15 protein-coding genes are annotated in these 26,607 nt (G+C 73.2%); 5 read left to right on the top strand and 10 right to left on the bottom strand.

What is annotated here, in order from left to right; genetic code table 11:
• Window positions 1-73: 73 nt before the first annotated feature.
• The 6 genes from NE234_RS23000 to NE234_RS22975 form a co-directional block, all read right to left on the bottom strand.
• Window positions 74-1,174: a DUF2399 domain-containing protein gene (locus NE234_RS23000; RefSeq protein WP_252782563.1), complete on the bottom strand. Its 1,101-nt coding sequence runs from the start codon at window positions 1,172-1,174 to the stop codon at window positions 74-76.
• A gap of 316 nt (window positions 1,175-1,490) precedes the next feature.
• Complete coding sequence (locus NE234_RS22995) at window positions 1,491-6,029, bottom strand: coiled-coil domain-containing protein (RefSeq protein ID WP_252782562.1); 4,539 nt, start codon at window positions 6,027-6,029, stop codon at window positions 1,491-1,493.
• A gap of 11 nt (window positions 6,030-6,040) precedes the next feature.
• On the bottom strand, window positions 6,041-6,835 hold the full coding sequence (locus NE234_RS22990; protein ID WP_252782561.1) for a hypothetical protein: 795 nt from the start codon (window positions 6,833-6,835) through the stop codon (window positions 6,041-6,043).
• Window positions 6,832-8,319, bottom strand: coding sequence for a hypothetical protein (locus tag NE234_RS22985; protein ID WP_252782560.1), 1,488 nt, complete (start codon window positions 8,317-8,319; stop codon window positions 6,832-6,834). Before NE234_RS22985 ends, NE234_RS22990 begins: the two co-directional genes overlap by 4 nt.
• 126 nt (window positions 8,320-8,445) lie before the next feature.
• The gene (locus NE234_RS22980; protein WP_252782559.1) at window positions 8,446-9,597 is read right to left on the bottom strand and encodes an NAD(P)/FAD-dependent oxidoreductase; all 1,152 of its coding nucleotides are present in this window, start codon (window positions 9,595-9,597) and stop codon (window positions 8,446-8,448) included.
• 150 nt (window positions 9,598-9,747) lie between these two features.
• A complete protein-coding gene (locus NE234_RS22975) occupies window positions 9,748-10,620 on the bottom strand; it encodes an RNA polymerase sigma-70 factor (protein ID WP_252782558.1) in 873 nt (290 codons plus the stop codon).
• A 283-nt stretch (window positions 10,621-10,903) separates the two neighbouring features.
• On the opposite strand from NE234_RS22975, the gene NE234_RS22970 reads away from it, so the two are divergent.
• From NE234_RS22970 to NE234_RS22950, 5 genes are all read left to right on the top strand, one after another.
• The gene (locus tag NE234_RS22970) at window positions 10,904-12,850 is read left to right on the top strand and encodes a hypothetical protein (RefSeq protein ID WP_252782557.1); all 1,947 of its coding nucleotides are present in this window, start codon (window positions 10,904-10,906) and stop codon (window positions 12,848-12,850) included.
• Between the two features lies 1 nt (window position 12,851).
• Window positions 12,852-14,369, top strand: coding sequence for an ABC transporter substrate-binding protein (locus tag NE234_RS22965; RefSeq protein ID WP_252782556.1), 1,518 nt, complete (start codon window positions 12,852-12,854; stop codon window positions 14,367-14,369).
• Window positions 14,370-14,508: 139 nt separating this feature from the next.
• Complete coding sequence (locus NE234_RS22960; protein ID WP_252782555.1) at window positions 14,509-16,821, top strand: acylase; 2,313 nt, start codon at window positions 14,509-14,511, stop codon at window positions 16,819-16,821.
• Between the two features lie 92 nt (window positions 16,822-16,913).
• On the top strand, window positions 16,914-17,219 hold the full coding sequence (locus NE234_RS22955; protein ID WP_252782554.1) for a hypothetical protein: 306 nt from the start codon (window positions 16,914-16,916) through the stop codon (window positions 17,217-17,219).
• 110 nt (window positions 17,220-17,329) lie between these two features.
• Window positions 17,330-19,783, top strand: coding sequence for a tetratricopeptide repeat protein (locus tag NE234_RS22950; protein WP_252782553.1), 2,454 nt, complete (start codon window positions 17,330-17,332; stop codon window positions 19,781-19,783).
• A 216-nt stretch (window positions 19,784-19,999) separates the two neighbouring features.
• Here NE234_RS22950 and NE234_RS22945 read toward each other — a convergent pair whose 3' ends face one another.
• The 4 genes from NE234_RS22945 to NE234_RS45425 are packed head-to-tail and all read right to left on the bottom strand — an operon-like array spanning window position 20,000 to window position 26,606.
• Entirely contained in the window at window positions 20,000-21,337 is a 1,338-nt protein-coding gene (locus tag NE234_RS22945; RefSeq protein ID WP_252782552.1) for a UDP-glucose dehydrogenase family protein, read from the bottom strand.
• A gap of 14 nt (window positions 21,338-21,351) precedes the next feature.
• Entirely contained in the window at window positions 21,352-22,479 is a 1,128-nt protein-coding gene (locus tag NE234_RS45430; protein ID WP_252782551.1) for a right-handed parallel beta-helix repeat-containing protein, read from the bottom strand.
• Window positions 22,476-24,455, bottom strand: coding sequence for a right-handed parallel beta-helix repeat-containing protein (locus NE234_RS22935; protein WP_252782550.1), 1,980 nt, complete (start codon window positions 24,453-24,455; stop codon window positions 22,476-22,478). The genes NE234_RS45430 and NE234_RS22935 overlap by 4 nt, the downstream gene beginning before the upstream one ends.
• A 36-nt stretch (window positions 24,456-24,491) precedes the next feature.
• Window positions 24,492-26,606 (bottom strand): right-handed parallel beta-helix repeat-containing protein, encoded by a 2,115-nt coding sequence (locus NE234_RS45425; protein ID WP_252782549.1) that lies wholly within the window; start codon window positions 26,604-26,606, stop codon window positions 24,492-24,494.
• Window position 26,607 lies beyond the last annotated feature (1 nt).

Raw genomic sequence — 26,607 nt, 5'->3', positions numbered from 1 at the left:
CGCTGATCGCTCGGCCGAACGATTCGGCGGCGCGTGGGTGTGGCGGAGCGGCAGGGGTGGCCGCCGGTGCGTCTCAGCGGGGGTACAGGTCGGTGGCCCAGGTGTCGGTGGCCGTGAGGTATTCGCGGCCGACGGCCTCCTGGGCGGCACGCTCGCCCGCCATAAGGAACTCGCGGACCCGGGCGCGGTGCGGCGGGTCGAGCCAGGCGGTGACCTCGTCGGCGGTCGCGGCCGTGAGCTTGCGCTGCCCGCCCTGCGGGCGTGCCCGCTCCAGCAGCGCGCCGTACAGGCCGGTGGCGGGACGGACGGCGGGCAGGCCCTCGGCGGCGGCGAGCGCGGCGGCGTTCGCCGGGATGCGCAGGCCCTTCTCGTCCAGGTCGCCGAAGTAGGCGACCTCGGCGACGGGGAACGACAGCCGGGCGATGGACAGGACGGACGCCTCGAACGCCGCGCCGGCGCCCCAGGCGACCGCGCCGACGCGGTGGCCGGCGCGGGCCCGGAGCGCGTGGACCAGCGAGTCGAACGTGTCGGCGTTCTCCACCACGAGCAGCAGGTCGCCGGAGCCCACGGTCTCGCTCGTGAAGCGGACGGCCGCGCGGTACGTGACGAGCAGCTCCAAGTCCAGCTTGCCCGGTCCGAACAGGCCGGTTCGCAGTAGCCGGTCCAGGACCTTCTCGTCGCCGAAGACCTCCAGCGAGCGTTCGCGCAGCGGGGCCGGAGAGGCATCGCGCCGGGCCGACTTCAGCCACCGGTCGACCGCTTCGAGGCGGTCCCGCTGCGCGGGCGTGATCCGGGTCTCGGGGACCCAGTTCAGGTCGTGGTGCCACACGACCTGGTGGCGTACGGGCGCGGGCGTTCGCGGGGCGGGCAGCGTGACGAAGCGGGGGAGCGGCGGGTGCTCCGTACGGTCGTAGGAGCGTTCGCCGGGCAGGGTGAGCAGCCCGGCGCCGGCCAGTTCGGCCAGGACGTCGGCGAGGACGGAGCGGCGGCGGGCGTCCGTGCCGAGGGCCGGGTCGGCCTCGTCGAGGATCGCCCAGAGATCACGCAGGTAGACCCGGCGGCCCTTACGGCCGCGCAGCAGGCCGGCAAACCGCTGCGCACGAACACCGACCCCACCGCTGCCCGCGCCGACGCCGCCGCCCGTGCCAGCGCCGGCCCCGTCCGTGCCGTTCACGCCAGTCCCGAGCCCGTCTGTGCCGCCTGAGCCGGTGCCCGCGCCGAGCCCGTCTGTGCCGCCTGAGCCGGTGCCCGCACCGAGCCCGTCTGTGCTGCCCGAGCCGATGCCCGCACCGGCCGTGCCGCTCGCGTGGGGCCTGTCGGCGGCGGAACCTTGCGCTCCTGCCGTCCCGCTCCGTTCCGCACCGGAACGCCGTGCTCTGGCGGTCCCACTCCGCTCGGCGCCGGAGCCCCGCGCTCCGGCGTTCCGCCGCGCTCGGCACCGGTGGTTTCGCTGCGGTCGGCGCCGGTCGTGCCGGGGCGGTCGGGGGTGGTCATCGCGCGTCCTCGGCGGCGATCGGGTCGGGCGCGCCGGCGCCGCTCTCGCCCACGCCGGCATCGCCGGGTCGGCCGGCGTCGGGTGTCGGCGGGCGGGTGAAGCCTCGGGTGGCGGTGACCTCGCCGGTCTCGTCGGGGGCGGGGAGGCCGTCCAGCGAGCGGCGGATCGTCTCGTCGACCGACAGGTACTTCAGGCCGGCGCGCAGGTCGGCGTCGTTGCGGAGCCGGATGATGAGCGGGAACACGCTCAATGCCCCGGTGTCGAACAGCCCGGTCGTGTAGACGAGCTGCACGCCGAGCGCCTCGGCGACGGCGATCTGCAGTTCCAGGAGGTAGCCCGCCGACGCGCGGCCGATCGGGTTGTCCAGGAACAGGACGCCCGCGTGCTGACGGCGGGTGTGGCCGCGGTCGTTGGCGCGCAGGGCCGCCATCGTGCAGTAGAGGATGATCGCGGCGGTGAGGAGCTGGCCGCCGGAGAAGACGTCGCCGATCTCGGCCACCCGGACGCGCTCGGTGCGCAGGACCGCGTCCGGTTTGAGCATGTCGACGCGCACCCCCTTCGGCATCGCCGCCCGTACGCCGCGCAGCAGCAGCGTGCGGCCGTCGCGGCGGCCGGCGCCCTTCGCGCGGGCGGGGTCGGCGGAGGTGGCGTCGTCGATGACGGCGCCGAGCGCCTCGTCGAGCAGGTGCGGCTCGGCTGTCTCGAAACGGATCCGGAGGAACTCCTGACCGGACCACTCGCCGAGGCCGTCGGGCAGGGTGGACAGCCGCCGGGAGGTTCGCAGGATGGCGAGGGCCTGGTCGACCATGCCGCGCAACCGGTCGACGATGGCGGAGCGGTGCCGGTCGATCTGGGCGAGCTCGTCGGTGAGGCTGCGCAGGCGGGGGCGGAGCGCGGGCTCCCACTCCTCGGCGTACTTCGGGAGGCTCTCGCGTTCGACGCCGACGATCTGGCGGCGGACCGGGCTGTCGACCTGGGCGAACCTGTCGTCGGCGGCGTACTTGGCCAGCGCGTCCGCGGCGTTGCGCACGGCGCGGCCGGCGTCGTCGGCCGCCTGCGCGGTGTCGCGGACCTTCCCCATGACGTCGTCCAGACGGGTCTCGGCCTCGTCCATCGTGCCGCGGAACGGCGCGGTCCCGGCGTCGATCTCCTGCGGCACGAGCTCGCCCAGCCGGTAGGCGTACGCGGCGAGCCGCTCGACGGTACGGCCCGCGGACTCCACCTGGCCGGCGAGGCGCTCCTGCCCGGACCGCAGCTCCTCGTGGGCGCGGCGGGCGGTGTCCCATTCGGCCTCGGCGCGGGCGACCAGCTTCTCCGCCTTGCCGATGGCGGTCGGGCGCTCGTACGGGGCTTCGAGCGTGATCTCCTGCGGCGGGAGCCGGCGGTACTCCTCCTTCAGGCGGGCGTGCACGCCCACCTGCGCCTCGTGCTCCTCCTCGCGCGCCGTGATGGTGCGTTCGGCGCGGCCGGTGGCGGCGGCGCGGGCGGAGGCGTCGGCGCCGTCCGGGCCGGCGAGCAGGCGTTCGGCGAGGTCGCGGACGCGCGCGTCGATGTTCTTGACCTCGGCGCCGGTCTCGCGTTCGCGGGTCTCGGCGTGGGTGAGGTCCTCGCGGAGGTCGTGGCCGATCCCGGCGCGTTCGTACGCCCGCGCGGCGGACTCGTACGCGTCGCGCAGCACCTGCACCGGCTCCTCGGGCGCGGGGGCGGACGTGTCGAGGGTGCCCGCGCCGGGGATGCGGCTGAGCTCGTCGCGGGCCGTGGTGGCGACCCGCCGCTGGTCGTCGCCCTCGCGGCGGGCCTCGGCGGCGGCGGCGCGCAGGCGTTCGGCGGTCCGCCGGTGTTCCTCGGCGGCCTGGTCGTGGGCGTCCGCCGCCGCGCGGGCGCGCTGCACGGTCTCGCGCCACTCCGGCAGGCGGGCGGCGGTCTCGGCGAGCCGGGCGAGCCGCCCGGCGGCGCCGGCGGCCGCCGACTCCTCCTCGCGCCAGGCGGGAAGGCCGCTCTGGATCTCGTCCTCGGCCTGCTCGATCGAGGCGATCCGGCCCTCCAGGGCCTCCAGCCGGGTCTCGGCGGTCGCCAGGGCCTCGTCGGCCTCGGCCTTGTCCGTGCGCAGGCGCTCCAGCGTGCCGGCCGGGTGGGCGTGTTGCCACTGGCGCAGGCGTTCGCGCAGGTCGCGGTCGCCGTGCAGGCGGTCGGTGAGCGCGGCGAGGCGGTCGGCGCGTTCGCGCTGCCGGTCCGCGATGGCCGCGCGCTCCTCTTCGGCGCGTTCCTCGTCGTACATGGCCGGGTTCGGGGGGACGAGGAACCCGACTCCGGCGGCCGGGGGCGCGTCGGGGTCGCCGAGGTCCGCGGTGGTGCCGACGGCGACGAGCCCGGGCGGCAGGATCCGCGCCGCGGTGAGGACCTCCTCGGCGCGTTCGAGGTGGGCGGGGTTGTTCAGGACGATGCCGTCGACCAGGTGCGGGTGGGCGGCGAGCACCCCCTCACGGTCCTGCGGCGGGAGCGTGGAGAGGTACCGCCAGCCGGACCAGGCGGTGATCTTCTCGTGCTCCAGGACGGCGAGGGCCTCGGTCACGTGGGCCGCGGGCGGCAGCAGGCCGCCGGCGCCGAGCGCGTCGAGGACGCGTTCGTCGGCCGCCGCCTCCATCCGCAGGTCGGCCTGCTCCCGCTCGGCCTCCGTGATCGCGCCGTCGAGCAGGTCCAGCAGCACCGGCGCGTCGGTCTCGGGGTCGATCGCGTCGGCGCCGAGCAGCTCGGCCGCCCGCCGGTCACCGGCCAGCGTCCGCGCGGCCGTCTCGGCGCGGTCGAGGGCGTCGGCGGCGGTCTGCGCCGCGCTCTGCCGTTTCCGTCGGTCCTGCTCGGCCGCGCGGACCTCCGTGCCCAGGCGCTTGCGGTCACCGGCCATCCCGGACAGGTCCCGCAGGGCCGCCGCGACCCGCTCGGCGGCGTCGGCCGCGCGCTCGCGCGCCTCCTCGGCGGCGGCGCCCACGTCGGCGTCCGCGCCGGGCAGCAGCCCCTCCTCGACGGCGGTACGAACGTCGGCGAGCGCGGCGGTGACGCGCTCCTCGGCCTCGGCCGCCCGGCCGCGTTCGCGCGTCGCCTGCGCGATCGCGTCCTCCAGCGCGGCCTCCTCCTGGCGGGCCTGGCCGGCGCGTTCGCCGGCGGTCCGGTCGAGCCGGCCGGCCTCGTCCTCCGCTGCGGTGGCGAGCGCGGACAGCCCGCGCGCGAGACGCCGGGCGGCCTCGTCCCGCTCGGCCAGCAGCGGAGCGGCCTTCGACTCGCCCTCGGCGACCAGGCGGCGTACGCGTTCGGCGTCGTCGTACGCGCGGCGGTAGGCCAGCAGCGTCTCGGCGGCCCGCCACGCGGTGAGGGTCTCGCGGGCCTCGTCGCGCCGCGTGCGCAGGTCCTCCAGCTCCGCCGTCGCCGCCTTCAGGCGCAGGCCCGCGAGCTCGCGGCGGAGCTCGGCGTGGATCCGGCCCAGCCGCCCGGCCCGGCGGCCGGCGTCCTGCTCGCGGTCCACGGCCGTGCGCTCGCGTGCGGTGAGCTCGGCGAGCCGCTCGGTCTCCTGCCGGTGCCGTACGGTGATCGCGGCGCCGAACGTCTCCGCCGCGCTCCGGGCCTGATCCCGCGCGGACTCGGCCTCCCGCCGCGCGCGAGCGGCCTCCGTCAGCGGTTCGAGGCGGTCGAGCGCGCCCTGGACGAAGTCGCGCTCGGCCATCAGCCCGTCTCGGCGCGCCAGGCCGGCGGCGTACTGCTCGACGACGTCGCCGAGGCTGCGCAGGTCGTCCTCGTCGAACACGGCGGTCAGCAGCCAGTCGACGAACGCCTCGTCGCTCTTGAACGCGAACGCGTCGGCGGCCTCGCCCTCCCCGGCGTTCATCTTGCGCTGGTAGTCGAACAGCTCCGGGTCCAGCCCGAGGTTCGTCAGCCGCATCCGCCACTCGCCGTGGTTGGTCTCCCAGACCACCTGCAGGTGCGGCTCGGCCTTGCCCGCCTCGCCCAGCCGGTCGCGGAACCCGCTCATCGACACGACCCGGCCGTCCTGCGTGAAGGGCAGGGCGTCCAGGCCGAACGACGCGGTCGGGCTGAAGGAGTACCAGGCCTCGTTCAGGCGGTTCGGGTCCGTGGACACGACGTGGTCGCGCCAGGCCGACACCTTGCCGACGACGACCCGGCGGCCGGTCCGTACGTGCTGCCACTCCAGCGCGACGTGCGCGACGTCCTGGGCCAGCACGAACTTGTCCAGCACGCGGGTGCCGCGCGCCCCGACCACCTGCCGCCGCCCCGGCAGCATCACCGAGAAGATCAGCTTGATGAGGACGGACTTGCCGCCGCCGTTCTCCAGGAACAGCACGGTCGCCGGGCTCGGCCGGCGCGGCACCGCGCGGCCCGGCTCCTCCGCCATCAGGTCGAACAGCGCCTCCCGCTCCGGCCGGGCGACGGGCGCGCCGACGTCCCGCAGGTCGAGCGTGACGTTCTGGTACCGGGCGCCTTTCGGGCCGACCGAGAACAGCCGGACCCGTGCGAGCTCGTACACCAGGACTCCGTTCAGAGAGTGTCGGGGGAGACGGCGCGCAGCGTGCCGTGTCCGTCGGTGACCGTGACGACGCCCAGGTCGAGCAGCTCCGCGAACGCGCGGTCGGCGGCGAGTTCGCGCACCTGGACCTGGTAGCGGGGCGTGGTGCGGTACGTGCCGCCGCCCTCGCCGCCCACCTGCGACAGGAACCCCTGCTCGGCGAGGAACCTCAGCGCCTTGTTGACCATGGACCGGGTGGCGTCCGGGGCGAGCCGGCCGTCCTTCGTCGCCGCGGCGGACGGGCGGCGCGCGTAGACCCGCCAGGTCTTCTCCAGGTCGGGGGCCTCCTCCAGCGGGTCCAGGCTCTCCTCGGCCGCGGCGGCCTTCTCGTCCAGGACGCGGCACGCCTCGCGTACGACGGCGTCGACCTGCTCGACGCTGACCCGGCCGATGTAGGAGTCGTTCGCCAGGTCGGCCGGGCGCGGGTAGGCGACCGCCGCCACCGCGAGGTGCACCAGCCCGTGCAGCATCCTCTCCCGGCGGTCGCGCGTGGCCGCGCGGCGGGAGTAGTCCTCCATCTTGATCTCGAACAGCGATCCGTCCGTCGCGGCGAGCACGAGGCCGGTCTGCTGGGAACAGGCGAGGACGGCGAGGCCGAGGCCGTTCGCGACGGCGTTCGTCAGCTCGGCGAACGTCTCGTCCTCCCGGTACCGGCGCACGTAGTCGCCGTAGGCCAGGTCGCGGGCCGGCAGCAGCCGGGGCCGCATGCCGAGGGTGATGAACTTCGCGGCCTCGGCGGCGTCCGCGATCGGAACATTCACGCTCACGCGACCGCTCCTTGCTGAGACTCGTCGGATACGCGGGCGAGACCGACCAGCAGGTCGGCGCCGCCGAACTCCGGGTCCTCCAGCCGCGTGCCGTCGTCGACCGCGACCAGCACCCGGTCGTCGCCCTGCCGGACCGCGACCCCGATTTCGGGGGACACGGCGTGCAGCACCCGCAGGAGGAGCAGGTGCGGTAGCGCGGGGTCGTCGGCGCGCGCCTCGGCGAGCAGCGCGGACAGCCGCCTTGGGGTGTCCGCGAGGTCGAGCAGGTCGTCGGCGCGCGTCCACTGCTCGTCGCTGAAGACGTCCGGGTCCGGCGGGGGCATCAGGTCGGGCTCGGGCAGCGCCCCGGCCAGGTCGTCGCGCTCGGCGGCGGGCGCGATGAGCATGCGGACCACGTCGCGCAGCCGGACCACCGTGGGCGTCGCGAGCCCGGCACCCCCCTGGAAGAACGCGCCGGCGGGGCCGGCGGCGTCGGCCACGCTCAACTGCAGCGTGGGGCCGAGCAACTGCCCGAACAGGTCGACGGTCGCCCGCTGCGGCGGCCCGGAGAACTGCTGGCGGTCCTGCTCGGCGCGGAAGATCGCGTTCGCCTCGATCAGCCGGGCCTGCAGCTGGGTGTGCCGCTTCACGCAGTCGGCGACGATGTCCACCAGGATCGCGGCCCGCCGCTTGCGCTCCGGCTCGGTGGCCTCGTCCCGGGCACGGCGGATGTTCGCCAGGATCGCGGTCTCGGCGCGGTACCGGGCGGTGACGTGGGTGAGCGCCGCGTCGATCAACTCGGGAATCTCCTCCTCCCAGTCGACCGACCGCACGTCCCGGCGGGTCGCCTCCAGCTTGCGGCGCAGCCGCTCGGCGTACTGCACGGTGGCGTACCGGGCCTGCTGCGCGGCGGCCTGGGCGTCCGACAGCTTCCCGCGCTCGATCAGGTTGCCGAGCTTGATCTCCGCGGCGATCTGCGCCGACTCGACGTCGGTGTCCAGCGCGCCGATGAGCACGTTGATCGCCTCGTCCGAGGCACGCAGGTACACCTCACCGTCGGCGTCCGCGAGCTCGGTGAGGAGCTTGAAGTCGAACGCGAGCCGCTGGTACGCGCCGTCGGCGGCGAACGTCCCGTAGAACACGCGGAAGCCCCGGTCGACGCTGCCGACGTTGATGAGGTTCTCCAGGACCCAGCGGGCGACCTTCTCGTGCTCCTGCGGCGCGCGGTCCGGCGCCTGCGCGGCGATGAACGGCAGCACCCGCGCGATCACGGCGTCGTGGTTCGCGCCCCGGTCGAAGTCCATGGTGATGGTCACCTGGTCGATGATCTGGAACGCGATCTCCGCCATCGCGTACACCGAGGCGTCCGCGAAGTCCAGCCGCGTCTTGCGGGTGTCCAGATCGTGGAGAGGCCCGGTGCACGCGAGCGCCTTGAGCCGCCGGACGAGACCGTCGTCGAGCAGGGCCGCGGCGGCGACACTCCCGGAGTCCGATTCGTCACTCACGAAGAGTGACTCTAGTGGCGACGAGTGACACCGGTGACCGGCTTGCCCCGCCCCGTCATCCCGCGAGGTCGGCCCCGCGCCCCGCGCCGCCTCACCCTGCGAGGTCGGCCCTCACCCGGCGCCGCCTCATCCGGCGAGGTCGAGCCGGTCGCGGGACGGGCCGCCGCCGGGGGTGAGGGCGACGAGGGCGGGGTGGCGCTGGGCGGCGAGGGCGCCGCGGACGATGGCCTCCTTGTACAGGGCGGCGATCCGGCCGGTGAGGACCAGCCCGACCGGGCTGTCGTCCGCCCGTACGTACTGGATCAGGGCGTCGCGGCGCCCCAGGCTGATGCACTGGTTGACGTACCGGAACCGGAACGGGCTCGGCGCGCGCCGGCCCAGGCCCTGGCGGATCGCACGGGCGACGTGCTGGGCGGCGGGCAGGCCGGTGGCGCACGCCATGCGCAGCTCCTGGCCGCCCTGCCGGTGCATCGCCGCCGCGTCACCGATCCCGTACACCTCCGGGTGCGACACCGAGCGCAGTGCCGCGTCGACGAGCATCCGGCCGTGCTCGTCCACCGCGAATCCCGCCTGCCGCGCCAGGTCCGGCACGCGGAATCCGGCGGTCCACACGACCGTGCCGGCGGGCACGAACTCGCCTCCGGTCAGCAGCACGCCGTCCGCGCGGACCTCGGTGACCCGCGCGTCCTCCCGGATCTCCACGCCGAGCCGGTCGAAGACGCGACGCAGGTGACGGCGGCCGCGTTCGGACAGCGCCGCGCCGAGGCGGCCGGCGGTCAGCAGCCGGACCGTCAGGTCCGGCCGCGCCTCGGCGAGCTCGGTCGCCGCCTCGACGCCGGTCAGCCCGCCGCCGACCACCGCGACGGCGCCGCCGTCGGCGAGCCGGTCCCGCAGCCGTACGGCGTCGTCCGCGGTGGCGAGCGGGCGGGCGTGCTCGGCCGCGCCGGGGACGCTCTCGACGTCCGACCGGCTGCCGAGCGCGTAGATGAGGGTGTCGTAGCCGAGCCGCCGCCCGTCGGCCAGCTCGGCCTCGCGCTTCGCGGCGTCGATCGCGGTCACCCGGCCGACGACGAACTCGACGGGCGCTCCGCCGAGCAGCTCCGCGATCGGCCGGGTCCGTACCTCCTGCCCCGTCGCGACCTGGTGCAGCCGGACCCGTTCCACGAAGCGGTCGCTCGCGTTGACCAGGGTCACCCGGGTGTCGCGGTGCCGTGCGGTCAGCTGTGCCGCGACCAGCCCCGAGTAGCCTGCGCCGAGGACCAGAATGCGTGCCGCCATCTCAGTCATCCCTTCGCCGACGGTGTGCCGTCGAAGGGGTGACTCGGCGGCGCCCCTGGTTCGTGACGGTCGGCGCGGTGACCGTGGTCACACTTCCTGCGCCGCCCCGGTGGCCGTGGTCGAGTTCCCGCGCCGGCCCGGTGACCGTGGTCACCGCTCCTGCGCCGCCGCGTAGGCGAGCTTGTCCGGGTTGAGAACGGCGTTCACGGCGGTCACGCGGTCTCCCGCGACGTCGAACGACACGATCATGCAGAGCTCACCGGCCTCGTACAGGACGAGCGCCGGTTCGCCGTTGACCGTACGGATCGCGATGTCCATGCCGGCAATGCGCGGCTGGGCGGCCAGGCCGACGAAGAAGCGTGCCACCTGGGAGGGGCCGACGACCGGGCGCCGGGCAGCCGTGACCTTGCCGCCGCCGTCCGACCAGGCGACGACGTCCTCGGCGAGCAGCTTCTCCAGGCCGGCGAGGTCGCCCTCCGTGGCGGCGGCCAGGAAGCGGAGCACGATCTCCTCGCGGTGGGCGGTGCTCGGGGCGAACCGCCGCCGGGGTTCGCTCACGTGCGCGCGGGCCCGCCGGTACAGCTGCCGGGCGTGCGCCTCGTCGACGCCCAGCACGTCGGCGATCTCCGCGTGCCGATAGCCGAACGCCTCCCGGAGGACGAACGCCGCGCGCTCGGGAGGGGACAGGCGTTCGAGCAGCATGAGGACGCCGAGTGAGATCGACTCGCGCTGCTCGACGGTCTCCAGCGGGCCGAGCCGGCCGTCCTCGGTGAACACCGGCTCGGGCAGCCACGGCCCCACGTACCTCTCCCGGCGGGCGCGGGCGGAGCCGAGGCGGCTGAGGCAGAGGTTCGTGACCACCGTGGTGAGCCAGGCCGCGGGGACGTCGACCGGTCCGCTCGTCTCCCAGCGCAGGTAGGCGTCCTGCAGCACGTCCTCGGCCTCGGTGGCCTCCCCGAGCAGCCGGTACGCCAGGCCGAACAGCCGCGCCCGGTTCTCCGTGAACTCCGCCAACTTGTCCATGACTCACCCCGTACGACGCTAATGGACCGTATTATCCACCATTCGCAAATATTTGGACAACGTGACCGGCGATTTCTAGCCCAACCGAAATATCGCCGAGCGAATTCTCGGAACCGAGTGAACGATCCGGTATTCGCGGCCGTCTTATTGATGTCCAACAAAGCCGACAGTTAGGGTGTGGCCACTCTACGGGGATGTGCGGAAGAGGAGGATACGGGGTTGATGATGCTGCAGTGCGCGGCCGTGCCCTCCGGCCCGGCCACCAGGTCGTCCGGGGGAGTCGGTGCCGGGTAGGGGAGCGCGGCTGTTCGGGCGCGACCGGGCCGTTCTCGTCGTACGAGAGTTCATGGAGCGGCCCGAGCAGGGGCGCAGGCGCACAGCCCGCGAGACCCCGATTTTGATCTTCGAGGGGCCTGCGGGCAGCGGAAAGACCGCGCTGCTGGATTGCCTCGAGGACGCGCTCGAGAACCGCGTTCCGTACGCCCGGGTGGATTTCGCGAAGATCGGCAACATGGCCGTGTACGAGGTGCTCGCCGCGCTGGCGTTCGAGCTCAATCGTCGATGCGGCGACTACGGCCGGCTCGGGTTCCCCCGGTTCATCGTGGGCCGGGCGGTCATGGAGGATCAGGCGATCGATCTCACCAACCGCGTGCGAGCCCGCGCACAGGTCAAGGCACTCCTCGAGAAGTACCGGAACATCGCCGCACTGCGGGCGCTGATTCAGCGCGTCGCGCCTCCGCTGCAAAAGATCCTCGGCATCCCACAGCAGATTCCCGTCACGAGCTTCGCCGACCTCCTCGTCGACGGTCTCATGGCGAGCGGGCGGTGGGGCCGCCAGATGCTGCTCGGCGCCGGCCAGGACTGGTACGGCGACCAGGACCTCGGACTCGGCGCCGATTCCATCGACGAGCTGGTCCAGCTGAACGCCCGGTTCCGCGCGTACGAGACCGACGGCAACCGGGGGATGGTCGACGGGCTGCTGCTGGCGGCGTTCACCGCCGACCTGCGGGAGGCCTTCAAGAAGGGACGTGCCGCCAAGCGACAGTTCTCGGCCGCCGTGCTGCTGGACAACGCCGACCTCCCCGACGGCCAGCACTTCCTCGTCGAACTCGCGCGCATCCGCGAGGCGCGGGCGGCGGGCGACTCCGCCGTGCCGCTGGTGTTCGTGGCCACCAGCCGCGGCCTGCTGACCGCCCGAGTCGCGCGGAAGGCCCGTCCCTACGCGCAGCCCGAGACCGCCGGCTGCACCGACCATCTGAACCGGGGGCCGACGGCGCGCTGGTGGTACCCGATCGTGCTGCGCGACCTGAGCGAGAGCGAGGTCGAGACGATGGTGGCCGCCCTCGGCCTGCACGGCGCGCCCGACCGCCGCATCGCCGCGATGGTCTATCACTTCACCGGTGGCCATCCCGGCGCGACCCGGTCCCTCCTCGACGCGATCGCGCGGCAGCCCGAGGGCCCGTACGACGTGCGCGCCCTGCTGGACCGCACGGACGACCACGGCGGCACGCTCGGGGAACGGCTGCTGGGCGACCTGCTCGCCCACTGCACCAAGCGGCAGGCGGACAAGCTCGTCATCGCTGCGGCCGCCCGCGACCAGGACGAGTCGGACCGGCTGATCACGCCCCGCGGCCTGCTGAGGCCGGCCGACGTGGCGAGCCTCTACACGCCGGACCTGTGGGGCGGCGGCGACCCGCCGGAGCCGGCGGTCCTGCACCCCGTGCTGCGGCGCCTGATGAGCCGTCGCCTGGCCGGGACGGAGGGCCAGGCCAACTGGGTCACCGTGCACCAGCGCCTCCGCGTCGCGGCCGAGGCCGAGGCCGACGAGGCGGGGGAGCTGTACCACGCGCTCGCGCTCGGCGAGATCCCGATCGTGACCCGGCGGCTCGCCGCCCGGCTGACCGCGCTCGACGGTGACGCCTGGCTGGCGCTCCTCGACGCGGTCGTCGCCGCACCACGGGCGGCGAGCCGCACGGACGACCCCGCCGACGAGGCGCAACTGCTGGCCGGCTGGGCGGACGCCGAGGCGGACACGACAGTCCAGGCGCTCGCCCCGCTGGTGACCGGGCTCTGGGTGGTGACCGACCCGCTGACCGGCGCGCACCGCCGCGACCTCCACCTGGACATCGCCGCGGGCTATGACGCGATCACGCGCTTCTCCCCGCGCCGGCGTCAGGCACTGCGCCAGCGGGCGCAGGACCACCAACAGCAGGCGCTCCTATGGGACTGACATGAGCACTGACGAAAAGAAGCCGATTTTCCCGCCCGCGCGCCGGCACCGGCGGGCGTGGCTGATCGCCGGGGCGGTCGCGCTGGCCGTCATCGTCGCGGTGGTCGTCATCGCCGTCGTCCTCAGAGACGAGGGGCGCTGCTCGGGCGACGTGGCGCGCGTGCACGACGAGTGCATCGGCGTGTCCGACGGGCGCGACCACGAGCACCCGTGGTTCGCCACGCACGGCCAGGAGAAGGCCTGGAAGCCGATCCTCAATGCCATCTGGGCCGAGAACGAGCGGGTGCGCCGCAGCGGCAAGCAGTACGTCACGGTGGCCTACCTCGGACCGCTCTCGTTCACCCCGGACCGGGACCTGACGACCGGCCGGACCATCCCCGAACTCGAGGGCGCCTACGTCGGTCAGCTACGGGCCAACCGCGGTGAGGGCGGCGGTGACCACCCGCAGATCCGGCTCGTCCTGGCCAACGAGGGAAGCGACCAGAGCCAGTGGAAGCGCGTGGTCGACCGGCTCAAGGACATGACCGGGGCGCCGGACCACCTCGTCGCCGTGGCCGGGCTGGCGCTCAGCACCCAGGCGACCGTGCAGGCGACCCTCGCGCTGTCCAAGGCGGGGATTCCCATGGTCGGGGACGTCGTCACGGCCGACGGCTTCGACAGCACGGGCGCGGTACGGGCCGCGGTCGGCCTGGGCGGCGGCCGGATCCCCGGTCTCACCCGCGTGAATCCCCAGGTCGGCGACGAGCTGGCCGCGGTCGGCCAAGTGCTGGCCAAGCGGCACGATCTGCGCACGGCGACCCTGGTGACCGACCAGCGGGCCACCGATCTGTACGCCAAGTCGCTGCGGGACGACTTCACCAAGGATCCCCTGCTCGCCTCCTATCTGCAGCGGCAGCACGCCCTGGAGGAGACCTTCACCGCGGACCGGCCGGACGAGCCGGGACTGCCGAACCAGTTCTCCGTGATCGCCAGCAACATCTGCGGCTCGAACCAGCCGGACATGGTGTTCTATGCCGGCCGGCAGAAGTTCATCAAGGCGCTGTTCGGCTACCTCGCCGAGCGCTGCCGCCGGCCGATCACGCTGGTCACCGGCTCCGACGCCTCGGCGATGACGACCTACCCCGGGCCCGGCTCGATCGTCTACGCGGCGCTGGCCGACCCGGACGTGCTGGCCGGCGACCGCAACCCGTCCCGCGCCGCGTACCTCGGCTTCCTGGCGGAGTTCCGGCGCCATTTCGACGTCGCGGATCTGCGCAGCGGATGGGCGATCATGGCGCACGACGCGATGCTCACCGCGGCGCAGGCGATCCGCCGCACCACCGGACCCGCCGCGAAGGACGATCCCGTCCCGGAGAACGTCCGGAACATGCTCTACGCCATGCACGCCGCGAACCGCGTGCTCGGCGCGTCCGGCGACATCGACCTCGGTCCGGACGGCGACCCGGCGCACCGTCTCATCCCGGTGCTCCAGATCGCGCCGGACGGACGGCGCACCGTGCTCGACGTCCACCGCTCCTGACGCGTCCCGGCGCGCCCGAAGGTCTACGCCTACGGGCGTACGGCCGCCCGCGGTCATCCGTCCGGCGGACGCGCGGACCCGCCGGAGGGCCGATGCGGGGCCGCGATCCGGGGCGGAGCATGAGCCCGAGGTGATCTCCATGAAGAGATGGAAGCTCGTCACATGCGCGGTGGCGTCGCTCACCGCGCTTCCCCTGGCCGTCGCCGTACCGGCGGGTGCCGCGCCCACCGGGCGGTACCGCGCTGAGATCCGGCGGACGGCGTACGGGATCCCGCACGTCAAGGCGGCCGACTACGCCGGCCTGGGATTCGGCGAAGGGTACGCGTTCGCTCGGGACAACGTGTGCGTCGAGGCGTCGCGCCTGGTAACGCTGGCCGGGGAGCGGTCGCGGTACTTCGGGCCGGACGCCGCGAACGACGACCCCCTGACCGGCACGTCGAACCTCGACAGCGACGTGTACGAACAGGCCGAGCTGCGGTCCGGCGTCGTACGCCGGCTGATCGCACAGCCCGCGCCGCTCGGGCCGACGCGGGAGGTGCGGGACGTCGTCCGCGGGTACGTCGCGGGCTACAACCGCTTTCTCCGCGACACCGGCGTCTCACGGCTCCCGGACCCGACCTGCCGCGGCGCGGCGTGGGTGCGCCCGATGACGGAGCTGGACGTCTACCGGGACCTCTACCACGTCGTTCAGCTGGAGGGCGCCGAGCAGGCCATCGCGCCGATCGTCAACGCGACCCCGCCCACGGCGGGCGCGCCCGCGCGGGCGAAGCCGCCCGTCCTGCCGAAGGCCGACGCCGGCAGCAACGCGTACGGGCTGGGCCGGGACGCGACGCGCGGCACGGGCGGCATGGTGCTGGCCAACCCGCACTTCCCGTGGAACGGGATCGGCCGGTTCTACCAGGTGCAGCTCACGATCCCCGGCCGGCTGAACGTCACCGGCGCCGCGCTGTACGGGACGCCGCTCGTCGAGATCGGGCACACCGAGCATCTGGCCTGGAGCCACACCGTCTCCACCGCCGCGCGGGCCGTGTTCTACCGGCTGACGCTCGCGCCCGGGGACCCCACCGCGTACCTCGTCGACGGGCACCGCGAGGCGATGACCCGGCGGACCGTGACGGTCCAGGTGCGCGGCGCGGACGGGCGGCTCAGCAGCGTGAGCCGGACGCTGTACGACTCCCGCTACGGGCCGGTGCTGGCGGACGGCTGGACCACGACCTACGCGTACGCGATCCGGGACGTCAACGCCCGCAACGTCCGCGCGATGAACACCTGGCTCGCGATGGACCAGGCCGACAGCGTCGCGCAGCTGCGCACGGCGCAGGACACCTACCAGGGCATCCCGTTCACCAACACGATCGCGGCGGACTCGACCGGGCAGGCGTACTACGCCGACGCGTCGGTCGCGCCGCACGTCACCGACGAGCAGCTGAAGAGCTGCGCGGTCGACGGCCCGGAGCCCACGCTGGACGGGTCGGCGTCCCGCTGCGCGTGGGGGAACGACCCCGACGCGATCGAGCCGGGCATCTTCGGGCCCTCCCGCGCGCCACGCCTGTCCCGTACGGACTACGTCACCAACGCGAACAACAGCCCCTGGCTGACCAACCCGGACGCGCCGCTCACCGGGTTCCCGCAGATCTTCGGGGACACGGGCACGCCGCGCTCGCTGCGGACCCGGCTCGGCCTGGACATGGTGAAGCAGCGGCTCGCCGGAACGGACGGGCTCGGGCCGCGCGGGTTCGACCTGACGACCCTGCGGCGGACGATGCTCGGCGACCGGGACCTGAGCGCCGAGCTGCTGCGCGACCAGCTCGTGGCCTACTGCCGCGAACACCCGACGCTGACCGCGACCGACGGCTCGCCGGTCGACGTACGTGACGCGTGCCGGGTGCTGGCCGCCTGGGACTCGCGCACCGACCCGGGCAGCAGGGGCGCCGTCCTGTGGCGGGAGTTCCTGAACGGCGCGTCGAGCCCGGCGCTGTTCCGCACGCCGTTCGACCCCGCGCACCCGGTGACCACCCCTCGGGACCTCAACACGGCGGACCCGGCCGTCGGCCGTGCCCTCGCCGACGCCGTCCAGCGGATGGCGTCGCTGCGCGTGCCGCTGGACGAGCCGCTGGGCGCGGCGCAGCGGTACGCCGGGATCGCCATCCCCGGCTGCCCGGGCGGCGAGGGCTGCTTCAACGCCATCTACCCCGCGAGCCCGGACCTGCAGGCGAACGGCACCTATCCCGACGTGACCTCCGGCTCCAGCTTCATCATGGCGGTGTCCCTCACCCCGGCCGGGCCGCGGGCCTCGACGATCCTGACCTACTCCGAGTCCGCGAACCCGAACTCGCCGCACCACACCGACCAGACCCGCCTCTTCTCGGCGAAGCAGTGGGTCCCGGACCGGTTCACCGACGCCGACATCACCGCCGACCCGGCGTACCGCACCACCCGCGTCACGGGCTGACGCGCGCGATGCTCGCACCAGCCGCATGGCAGGGAGTGGACACTTTCCTGGCGTGGCGTGGTTTCGCGTTCGGGTGAGGCGATGATGTGGCTATGGCGAGGCGTGTGCTGATGTGGGGCGGCCTTACGTTGACGGTGGCGGCCGCGGCGGGACTGGGGGCGTACCTGTCCATGGTCGGGTTGGACAAGGCCGACAAACTGGCCAGCGTGCTGGGGCTGTTCGTCGCCGTGGCCGGGCTGGTGCTCACCGTGTACGGCGTGTTCGCCGACCGTCGGGCCGGCGACCAGACGGGACGACGGCAGGCGCCGGCGGCGGGGAAGCGGTCGGTCTCCATCGGCGGCGACAGTTCCGGGATCGTCTCCACCGGCGATGACGCCACCAACATTCAGTCGCGATGAGGCGACCTCGCCGGGACGGACGACGAGAGCCGGCCTCGTCGTCCGCCACCGGCCCATTGCCCGCTTCGGCGCTGGAGGAGGCGGTCGGGCCGGTGGCAGGGAACGCGCCTGTGGGCGGATCGGTGCGGGTGGGCGGGGACAACGAAGGGATCATTTCCACCGGTCCGGGTGCTACCAACATTCAGGCGGTGTTGCCGGCGGAGGCGTTGCGGCCGGTCGATCAGGTCGACGCTGTGCCGGGGTTGAGCAACGTTCCGGCCGGTCAGCATGACTTCGTCGGCCGGTCCGATGAGCTCGCCGACTTGGAGGAGGCTCTGGCGGGTGCGGGGCCGGTGGTGGTGGCCGCGGTGCACGGGCTGGGCGGGGTCGGCAAGTCCACGCTGACCGCCCGGTATGCCGCCGCGCATGCCGGGAGGCTGAATCCGGTCTGGTGGGTCACCGCCGATACCGCCGCCTCGCTGCAGGCGGGACTGGCCGCCCTGACGGTAGGGCTGCAACCGGAGTTGGCGGCCGTGCTGCCGTTGGAGGCGCTGGCCGAGCGGGCGGTGGGCTGGCTGGCCTGCCATACCGGGTGGCTGCTGGTCCTGGACAACGTCACCGACCCGGCCGACGTCGCACCCGTGCTGGCCCGCGCCCGGTCCGGGCGGGTGGTGGTGACCAGCCGGCTGGGCGAGGGCTGGCATCGCCTGGGCGCCCGGACACTGCGTCTGGACGTACTGGCCGAAGAGCACGCGGTCGACCTGCTGACCCGGATCGCCGCCCGCGACCGGCCCGGCGCCGACCTGGACGGCGCCGCCGAACTGGTTCGAGAGCTGGGGTGCCTGCCGCTGGCGGTGGAACAGGCCGCCGCCTACCTGCACCAAAACCACCTGAGCCCACGCGCCTACCTTCAGCTGCTGGCCGAGCACCCGGCCGTCATGTACGACCAGGCCGCCCTCGGCGCCGACAGCGAACGCACCATCGCCCGCATCTGGCGCCTCACCCTCGACCGCCTGGCCGAGACCCCGCAGGCCGCAGACCTACTGCGGACCCTGGCCTGGTACGCCCCCGAACAGATCCCACGCACCCTGCTGACCGGCCTGACCGACCCGCCGGCCCTGCAGCAGGCACTGGGCGCACTGGCCGCCTACAACCTGATCACCCTGAACCAGGCCGGCGTCACCGTGCACCGCCTGGTCCAAGCCGTCGCCCGCACCATCGACCCCGGCGACCCCCACCGCCGGCCCGACGCCGTCACCACCGCACTGCACGAGGCCACCCGGCTGCTCCGCGAAGCGATACCCGACCAATGGCGCGAGCCGAGCACCTGGCCGCAGTGGCGGGCACTGGCCCCGCACATCGACGCCGTGGCCGACCGCACACCCACCGACGACCAGACCACCACCCTCGCCGACCTGCTCTTCAAAACGGGAGGGTTCCATTTTGAGCAAGGAGCCCTCGACCAGGCCATCAACTACCGCACCCTCGCTTCGAACACCTTCGCCCGGCTCTTGGGCGAGGACCATCCCAAGACGCTGGACTCGCGGACCACCCTGGCGTACGCGTATGAAGCGGCAGGTGATCTTGGGCGGGCGATTTCGCTGTTCGAGGCGGCCGTGGCGGACTGTGCGCGGGTGCTGGGCGAAGACGAATACCTCACGCTGGCCTCGCGGATTCACCTTGCGAGCGCATATCACCATGCGGGTGATCTGAGACGCGCGATCCCGCTGCTCGAGGCGGCCCTGGCAGACTGCCTGCGGGTGCTGGACGAGGACGACTACCTTACGCTGGGCGCACGGAACAACCTGGCGTACGCGTATCGGGACGCGGGTGACCTTGGGCGGGCGATTCCGCTGTTCGAGGCGACCGCGGCGGACTGTGCGCGGGTACTCGGCGAGGACCACGCCGACACGCTGACCGCGCGGAACAACGTCGCATTCGTGTACCAAGATGCGGGTGATCTTGGGCGGGCGATCCCGCTGTTCAAGGCGAACCTGGCGGACTGCGTGCGGGTATTCGGTGAGGATAAACCGCAAACGCTGGCATCGCGGAACTACCTTGCGCTCGCGTATGAGGACGCGGGCGATCTAGAGCGGGCGATCCCGCTGTTCGAGGCGACGCTTGCCGCCCGGACCCGGGTGCTGAGCAAGGACCATCCCGACACGCTGGCCTCGCAGCTTTACCTTGCGGGCGCATATCAGAGTGCGGGTGATCTGGAGCAGGCGATCCCGCTGCTCGAGGAGACCCTGGCGGACTGCGTGCGGGTACTGGGCGAGGATCGACCGCAAACGCTGGGCTCACGGAACAACCTCGCGTGCGCGTATCGGGACGCGGGTGATCTGGGGCGGGCGATTCCGCTGTTCGAGATGACCCTGGCGGACTGTGTGCGGGTGCTGGGCGAGGACCACCCTGACACGCTGCTCGTGCGGCACCACCTTGCACTCACGTATGAGGCGGCGGGTGATCTGGGGCGGGCGATTCCGCTGTTCGAGTCGACCCTGGCGGACTGTGTGCGGGTGCTGGGCGAGGACCACCCGGAAACCGGGAGGATCCGCCGCAACCTGGAGTCTGCGGCCAGGCGATAGACGATCCGTGCCGCTGTGCGGGGTGGCAGAACGACTGAACGCCGTCCCGCCACTCGGGGGAGGGCTTCCTCGTGGCGGGACGGCTCAGGACGCGGTGGTCGTCGTGGAACGGGCGGCACCGGCGCCGCCCGCCCGTTGCACCACGACGACCACCCCGTACCGCCCGGCGCGGCCGGACGCCCCCTCGGATGGGCGACCCGGCCACGCCGTGCGGGGTCAGTTGCGGCCGAGGGCGCGGTACTCCCAGCCCGCGGCGCGCCAGGCGTCGGCGTCCAGGGCGTGACGGCCGTCGACGATCCGCCTGTGCCGGACGACCTCGCCGAGCGCGGCCGGGTCGACCTCGCGGAACTCCGCCCACTCGGTCAGCAGGACCACGACGTCGGCGTCGCGCGCGACGTCGAGGGCGCTGTCGCCGTAGCGGAGCTCCGGGTAGGCGCGGCGGGCGTTGTCCAGCGCCGCCGGGTCGAACACCCGGACGTGGCCGCCCAGCCCGTGCATCGTGCGGGCCACGTCGAGGGCCGGCGCGTCGCGGATGTCGTCGGAGTTCGGCTTGAACGCCGCTCCCCACGCCGCGATCCTCGCCCCGGCGAGCTGCCCGCCGAGCAGCTCACGTACGAGGTCGACCGTACGGGCGCGGCGGCGGCGGTTGATGGCGTCGACCTCGCGCAGGAACGACACGGCCTGGCCGACGCCGATCTCCTCGGCCCGGTGCGCGAAGGCGCGGATGTCCTTGGGCAGGCAGCCGCCGCCGAAGCCGAGGCCGGGGCGAAGGAACTTCCCGCCGATGCGGTCGTCGAGGGCCAGGGAGTCGGCCAGGTCCTTGATGTCGGCGCCGACCGCCTCGCAGACCTCGGCCATCGCGTTGATGTAGGAGATCTTGGTGGCGAGGAAGGAGTTCGCCGCGACCTTGACGAGCTCGGCGGTGGCCAGGTCGGTCCGGACGACCGGCGTGCCCAGGTCCAGGATCGGGGCGAAGGCCGCGCGCAGCCGCTCGTTCGCCCAGTCGGAGGCGACACCGAAGACGAGGCGGTCGGGGCGCATCGTGTCCTCGACGGCGAAGCCCTCGCGCAGGAACTCGGGGTTCCACGCCAGCTCGACCTCCGTGCCGGCGGGCGCGAGCTCCTGGATCACGTCGGTGAGGACGTACGCGGTGCCGACCGGGACGGTCGACTTGCCGACCACGAGGGTGCGGCGCTCCAGATGCGGGGCGAGGGCGCGCACGGCGGCGTGGACGTAGGTCAGGTCGGCGGCGTCGGAGCCCGGCTGCTGCGGGGTGCCGACGCAGATGAAGTGGACGTCGCCGAACGCCCCCGCCTCCTCGAACGACGTCGTGAAGCGCAGCCGTCCGGAGTCGAGCGCTTTCGTGAGAAGCTCCGGCAGGCCGGGTTCGAAGAAGGGCACCTCGCCGGAGGCCAGCTTGGCGATCTTCTTCTCGTCGACGTCCACGCCGAGGACCTCGTACCCCAGGGCCGCCATGCAGACCGCGTGGGTGGCGCCCAGGTAACCGGTGCCGATCACGGTGAGCCGGGGCAGCTCGGTCGGCTTCGGGGTCATGCCTTCTCCTTCATTCACTTGTTGACGCACTTTCCGTTCTTGGTGAGCCGACCGCCGCTCACCTTGTTGTCGCAGAGGATCGTGTTGCCGCCGGCCGTGTCGTTGATGCCGACACCGCCGCCGCCGGCCAGGTCGATCGTGTTGCCGCGGAACGTGTTGCCGGTGCCCCAGCCCTTGATGATCTGGTGGGTCTGGAACCCGTCCGCGGGGGTCTTCGTGCCGGTGTTGTCCTGCAGCACGTAGTCGTTGCCCTTGACGTCGACCCAGGAGTCGTTGTGCTTGTCGCCGCCGAGGTTCGACCCGTCGAAGACGTTGCCGATGACGCGGCCGCCGGTCGTGCCCTCCTTGATGTCCACCGCCTCGGCGGTGGCCTGGATGACGTTGCCGCGCACGACGTTGTGGTCGCTCTTGTCCATCTTTCCGCCGGAGACCTGGCTCCAGTTCGACTCGGCCGAGCCGAGGTAGACGCCCTCGCCGAACTTCGCGCGCCGCCGGCCGGTGCCCCAGATCTTGTTGTACTGGACCGTGTTCCCGGTGCTGAAGTCGCGCAGGTGGATGGCCTCGTCGCCGATGTCGTGGACGGCCAGGCCCTGGATGACCGAGCCGTTGCTGCCGTCCGCCATCACGCCCTTCTGGCTGTTCTGGACGCTGAAGCCGATCAGGTGCCAGTACGCCGCGTGGTCGAGGTGGAAGGCGTAGCCCTTCTTGATGCCGCCGCCGTCGAGGATCGCCGAGGCGTCCCCGCACAGGCTGATCGGCCGATCCGCCGTGCCGGAGGCGCGGGTGGCGAACTTCCCCTGGTACGTGCCCGGCGACAGCTTGATGACGTCGCCCGGCTTCGCCTGCTCGAGCGCGCTCTGCAGCGCGTCGGCGCTGTCGACGGTGCGCGTGGCCGACGGGCAGGTGATCTTCTCCGCGCCGGTCGGGACGGGCAGGTCGGGCTCCGGGCCCGCCGACGCGCCGGCGTCCCCGCCGTCGCCGCCGGCGGGGGAGGACTCCGGTGCGGGCCGGAGGCGGGAGGCGGTCTTGTGGTGCTTCGCCGGCGAGGACCCGCCGCGGCCTCCGGCCAGCAGCCAGGTCAGGCCGGCCACGAGGAGCGCGCCGACGACCAGCCCGGAGACGAACTTCAGGTCGATCTTCACAGCGACTCCCGTACCTGCTCGTCCGCGCCGCCGGAGGGAAGGGTGAGCGCCAGCAGATCGGGGCTCGTCTCGGTCGTGTCGACCTTACGCGCGCGCTGCAGCGCCAGCACCGGCCGCTGCTCCAGCCTGCGCTGGTCGTCGTACGGGTGGACGTGGCGGCGGCCGATCCGCAGCCCGCTGCCGCGCGAGCGCAGCGCCGAGACCACGACGAGCAGGAAGACGAGGGTCCAGATGATGTTCATCGGCTTGGCGACCCGCTTGACCTCCGTCCAGAAGCCCGCGGTGTCGTGCCAGCCCGTCGTGCCGTTGTTCGAGATGGCCGCGGTGCCCTTCGCCCGGGACACGTCCAGCGCGCTCGTGCCCGCGCCGCCGAACGTGTTGCCCGTGATGCGGGCGCCGCCGACCTGGCCGACCAGCGAGACGCCGTGCCGGGACGCCGACTGCACCGTGTTGCCGATCACCGAGCCCGTCGAGTCGCGCAGGTAGATGGCGGTGTCGGTGTCGTCGACGATGTTGCCGGCGATGTTCGCGGCGGTGACCCCGCCGCGCAGCACGATGCCCTGGCGGGCCTGCCTGCTCAGCTCGTTGCCGGAGATCTGCACGCCGGTCGCGTCGCCGCTCGCCACGATCCCCATGTCACCCCCGACCACCTTGCTCGTCTGCACGGCCAGGTGTGTGCCGCCGAGCAGTTCGACCCCGTAGCGTCGATTGTCCCGTGCCGTGCTGCTGGTGACTGAACTGTCCCCGTACGCGCGCGGGGACTCGCCGCTCGCGGACGGGCCGTTCGCCAGCGGCTGGCCGTTGAGGGTGAAGCCGTTGCCGCCGTTGCCCTCGGCGGTGCAGCCGGTGATGCGGACGTTCTCGGTGCCCCGCGACAGGACGAACCCGTCGCCCCGGCTGCCGGTGACGGTGGTGTTCTCGATGCTGGCGTTCCGGGCGAACCGGTGCATCAGCACGCCGTTCACCTGGCTGTTCTTGATCCGGTCGTTCGTGATCTGCGTCCCGTCGGACGCCGAGACGAAGATCCCGTACGCGTCGCCGTCGATGGTGCTGTGGTCGACCGACCCGGTGACGAGGTTGGCGGCCGGGATGAGGAAGCCGACGCTCGTCTTCCCGTTCGACGTCATGACCTCGACCTCGTTCTGGCCGCCCCGCGTCGTGTCGGTGGTGCCGTCGGCCAGCTCCACGCGCTTGGGCGCCGAGGCGCCCGGGTCGACGCGTTCGGCGGCGTCGTCGGGCCGGTCGCTGCCGGTCATCGCGATCCCGCCGGTGGGGCCGCTCCAGAAGCCCAGGTCGGACACCCGGGCGTACTTCATCTGGAACTCGCCGCCGATCGCGCGGATGTAGGCCCGCCCGTCGCCGAGGCGCGTGTCCGTGGTGCCGGACTGGTCGTTCCAGCTCATGATCCGCACCGGGTTCTGCGCCGAACCGTTGATGCGGATGCTGGCGCCGAAGCCGACGATCGAGGTGAACACCCCCGGAACGCTCTTCATCCGGATCGTCAGCGGGCCCGATGAGCTCTGCAGCACGAGCTTGGCGCCCGCCGCGACGAAGACGTTCACGCCGAGCACGTACGAGCCGTCGTTCTGCTGCTGGAAGTCCCGCTGGGCGTACTTCTGCAGGTCCGCGACGTAGTACGGCCGGCTGCGCTGCGGCAGCACCAGCGTCTTGCCGATCGAGGACCCGAAGATGTTCGGCTGGCGCATCGCCGCCGCGCGCGGGCCGCCCCGGCGCAGCGTCGAGGTCAGCACCGCGTTGGTCTGCATGATGCGCTGGCTCTCCTGGTCGACCAGCGCCGCCTCCTGCCGCGCGTCGTTCGGCGACACGTCGTCGACGGCCGGCAGACCGGCGGGCTTCTCGGTGTACCGCACGTAGGCGTACGTGCCGCCTGCGGCCAGGCCCAGCACCAGGACGGTGGTGACCAGCCGCCGGCCGCGCCGGCGCGGCGCCGCCTCGCCCGAGTCAGGCGCTGCCATCGCGTACCTCCCGCTTTCGCGTCGTCCCCGTGCCGTTCATCGCCCGTCACCGCCCGCGGTGATGCCCCGCAGCGCACGCGCCGGGCGTTCCGCGAGCTGCCGCTGCGCCGCGTACGGGTCGATCCCGCGCCGGTTCCGCCGGGGAAGCGCGCGCGACCGGACCATCATGAAGATCACGATGAGGAACACGGCGGCCCAGATGACGTTCATCGGCTTGGCGTACCGCATCGCCTTCGTCAGCAGGCTGGACGTGTCGTCCCAGCCGGAGGTGTCGTTGTTCTCCCGGGTCAGCGTGCCGTGCGAGCCGGCCTTGCTGATCGCGCTCGGCCCGGACCCGCGCAGGGTGTTGCTGACCACCTGCGTGCCGTCCATACCGCCGCGCAGCACGATGCCGTGCCGGGTCGCGCCCCGGATGATGTTGCCCGACAGCTTCCCGCTCGAGTTGCGCAGGTAGATGCCGACCTGAACGCCGTTCACGAGGTTCCCGGCGACCTGCGCGCCGGTGACCCCCTCGCGCAGCGCGATGCCCTGCCGTCTCTGCCCGCTGAGCTGGTTCCCGGAGATCTGCACGTTCGTGGCCGCGGACCGTACGACAATGCCCATGTCGCTGCCGATGACCTTGCTGGTCTGCACCGCCAGCCGGTTGCCGCCCAGGACCTCGATGCCGTAGTGGCCGTTGTCCCGTGCCGTGCTGCCGTTGACGGAGCTGTTGCCGTACGCCTGCGGGGACTCGCCGCTCGCCGACGGGCCGAGCGCGAGCGGCGACCCGTTGAGGGTGTAACCGTTGCCGTGGTTGCGCTCGGACGTGCTGCCGGTGATCCGGACCCCCTCGGTGGCGCGGGACAGGACGAACCCGTCGCCGCCGCTGCCGGTGACCGTGGTGTTCTGGACGCTGGCGTCCTTCGTGTAACGGTGCAGGAGGATGCCGTGGGCGAGGCTGTTCTCGACCCGGTCGTCGATGATCTGCGTCTGCGTGGAGCCGGAGACGAAGATCCCGTACGCGTCGCCGGTGATCCGGCTGTGCTCCACCGCCCCGGTGACCAGCCCGGCGGCCGGCACGTGCGACGCGGTGCCGCCCGGTCCGTCCGGGCCGGCTGGAGTCACCTCGACGTCGCCGGGGCCCACGGCCTTGGTCTGGTCCTTCTTACCGGCCAGCCGTCGCGCCTTGGCCTCGTGCCGCTGCGTCTTGGTCAGGTGCCGGGCCGCGTTGGCGGGCCGCTCCGTCCCCGTCAGCGAGATGCCGCCCGTACGGCCGCTCCAGAAGCCCAGGTCGGACACCTGCGCGTACGACATGCGGAACGCGCCGCCGATCGCGCGGATGTACGCGCGCCCGTCGCTCACCTGGGTGTCCGGCTGCCGCGTCCGCACGTTCCAGCTCATGATGCGGACCGGCGCCTGGGCGGTGCCGTTGATGGTGATGGTCCCGCCGAAACCGACGATCGAGCTGAACGCGCCGGGGACGCTGCCCATCCGGATCGTCAGCGGCCGGCCGTTGCTCTGCAGTGTCAGCTTCGCGCCGTCGGCCACGAAGAGGTGCGCGCTCAGCAGGTACGAGCCGTCGTGCAGCCGCCGGAAGTACCGGCCGCCGTAGCGCACCAGGTCCGTGATCGTGTAGGCCGAGTCATCGGTGCGCTGCGGCAGGACGAGCGTCTTGCCGTGCGCCGAGCCGAAGATCTCCGGCTGCTTCCACGTGAGCGACTCCTTGCCGCCCCCCTGCATCAGCGAGGACAGGACGGCGCGGATCTGGATGATCCGCTCGTCCTCCTGGTCGACCAGGGCGGCCTCCCGCCCGCCGTCGTCCTGAGGCGCGGCGGCCCCGGTCTGCGACGGGGCGGGGATCGTGGGCGGGGTGGAGGGCTGCGATGCCGCGGCGCCGGACGGCGTACGGGAGGCGTGGGGCTTCGCCGTCGTCGCGGTCGTGCGGGAGGCGTCTGGCCCCGGCGTGACGAGGGTTCCCCGGGTGCTCCGGGCACCGGGGGTGGTGCCGCGCGACACGGTGCGGTGCGGGGCGGGGGAGGGCGTGGCGGCGTGGACGTCCGCGGGCAGCAGCGGCAGGCCGAGCGCGAGCGCCGCGACCAGGAGCCCGCGCGCCCCGGCGTTCGCGGGCACGCGGTACCGGCCCGGTCGTGCGCCGGGCGTGGTGGCCGTCACC

The organism is Actinoallomurus rhizosphaericola, from assembly GCF_024055675.1.
Taxonomy (GTDB): Bacteria; Actinomycetota; Actinomycetes; order Streptosporangiales; family Streptosporangiaceae; genus Actinoallomurus; species Actinoallomurus soli.
Note: the sequence above shows the minus strand (reverse complement) of the source record. Positions and strands in the feature narration are given on the sequence as shown.

What these genes read in the sequence shown, in the direction of transcription:
- NE234_RS22980 (WP_252782559.1), bottom strand. Translation starts at nt 9,597, where the DNA reads ATGGCGGCACGCATTCTGGTCCTCGGCGCAGGCTACTCGGGGCTGGTC.
- NE234_RS22975 (WP_252782558.1), bottom strand. Translation starts at nt 10,620, where the DNA reads ATGGACAAGTTGGCGGAGTTCACGGAGAACCGGGCGCGGCTGTTCGGC.
- NE234_RS22965 (WP_252782556.1), top strand. Translation starts at nt 12,852, where the DNA reads ATGAGCACTGACGAAAAGAAGCCGATTTTCCCGCCCGCGCGCCGGCAC.
- NE234_RS22960 (WP_252782555.1), top strand. Translation starts at nt 14,509, where the DNA reads ATGAAGAGATGGAAGCTCGTCACATGCGCGGTGGCGTCGCTCACCGCG.
- NE234_RS22955 (WP_252782554.1), top strand. Translation starts at nt 16,914, where the DNA reads ATGGCGAGGCGTGTGCTGATGTGGGGCGGCCTTACGTTGACGGTGGCG.
- NE234_RS22945 (WP_252782552.1), bottom strand. Translation starts at nt 21,337, where the DNA reads ATGACCCCGAAGCCGACCGAGCTGCCCCGGCTCACCGTGATCGGCACC.
- NE234_RS22935 (WP_252782550.1), bottom strand. Translation starts at nt 24,455, where the DNA reads ATGGCAGCGCCTGACTCGGGCGAGGCGGCGCCGCGCCGGCGCGGCCGG.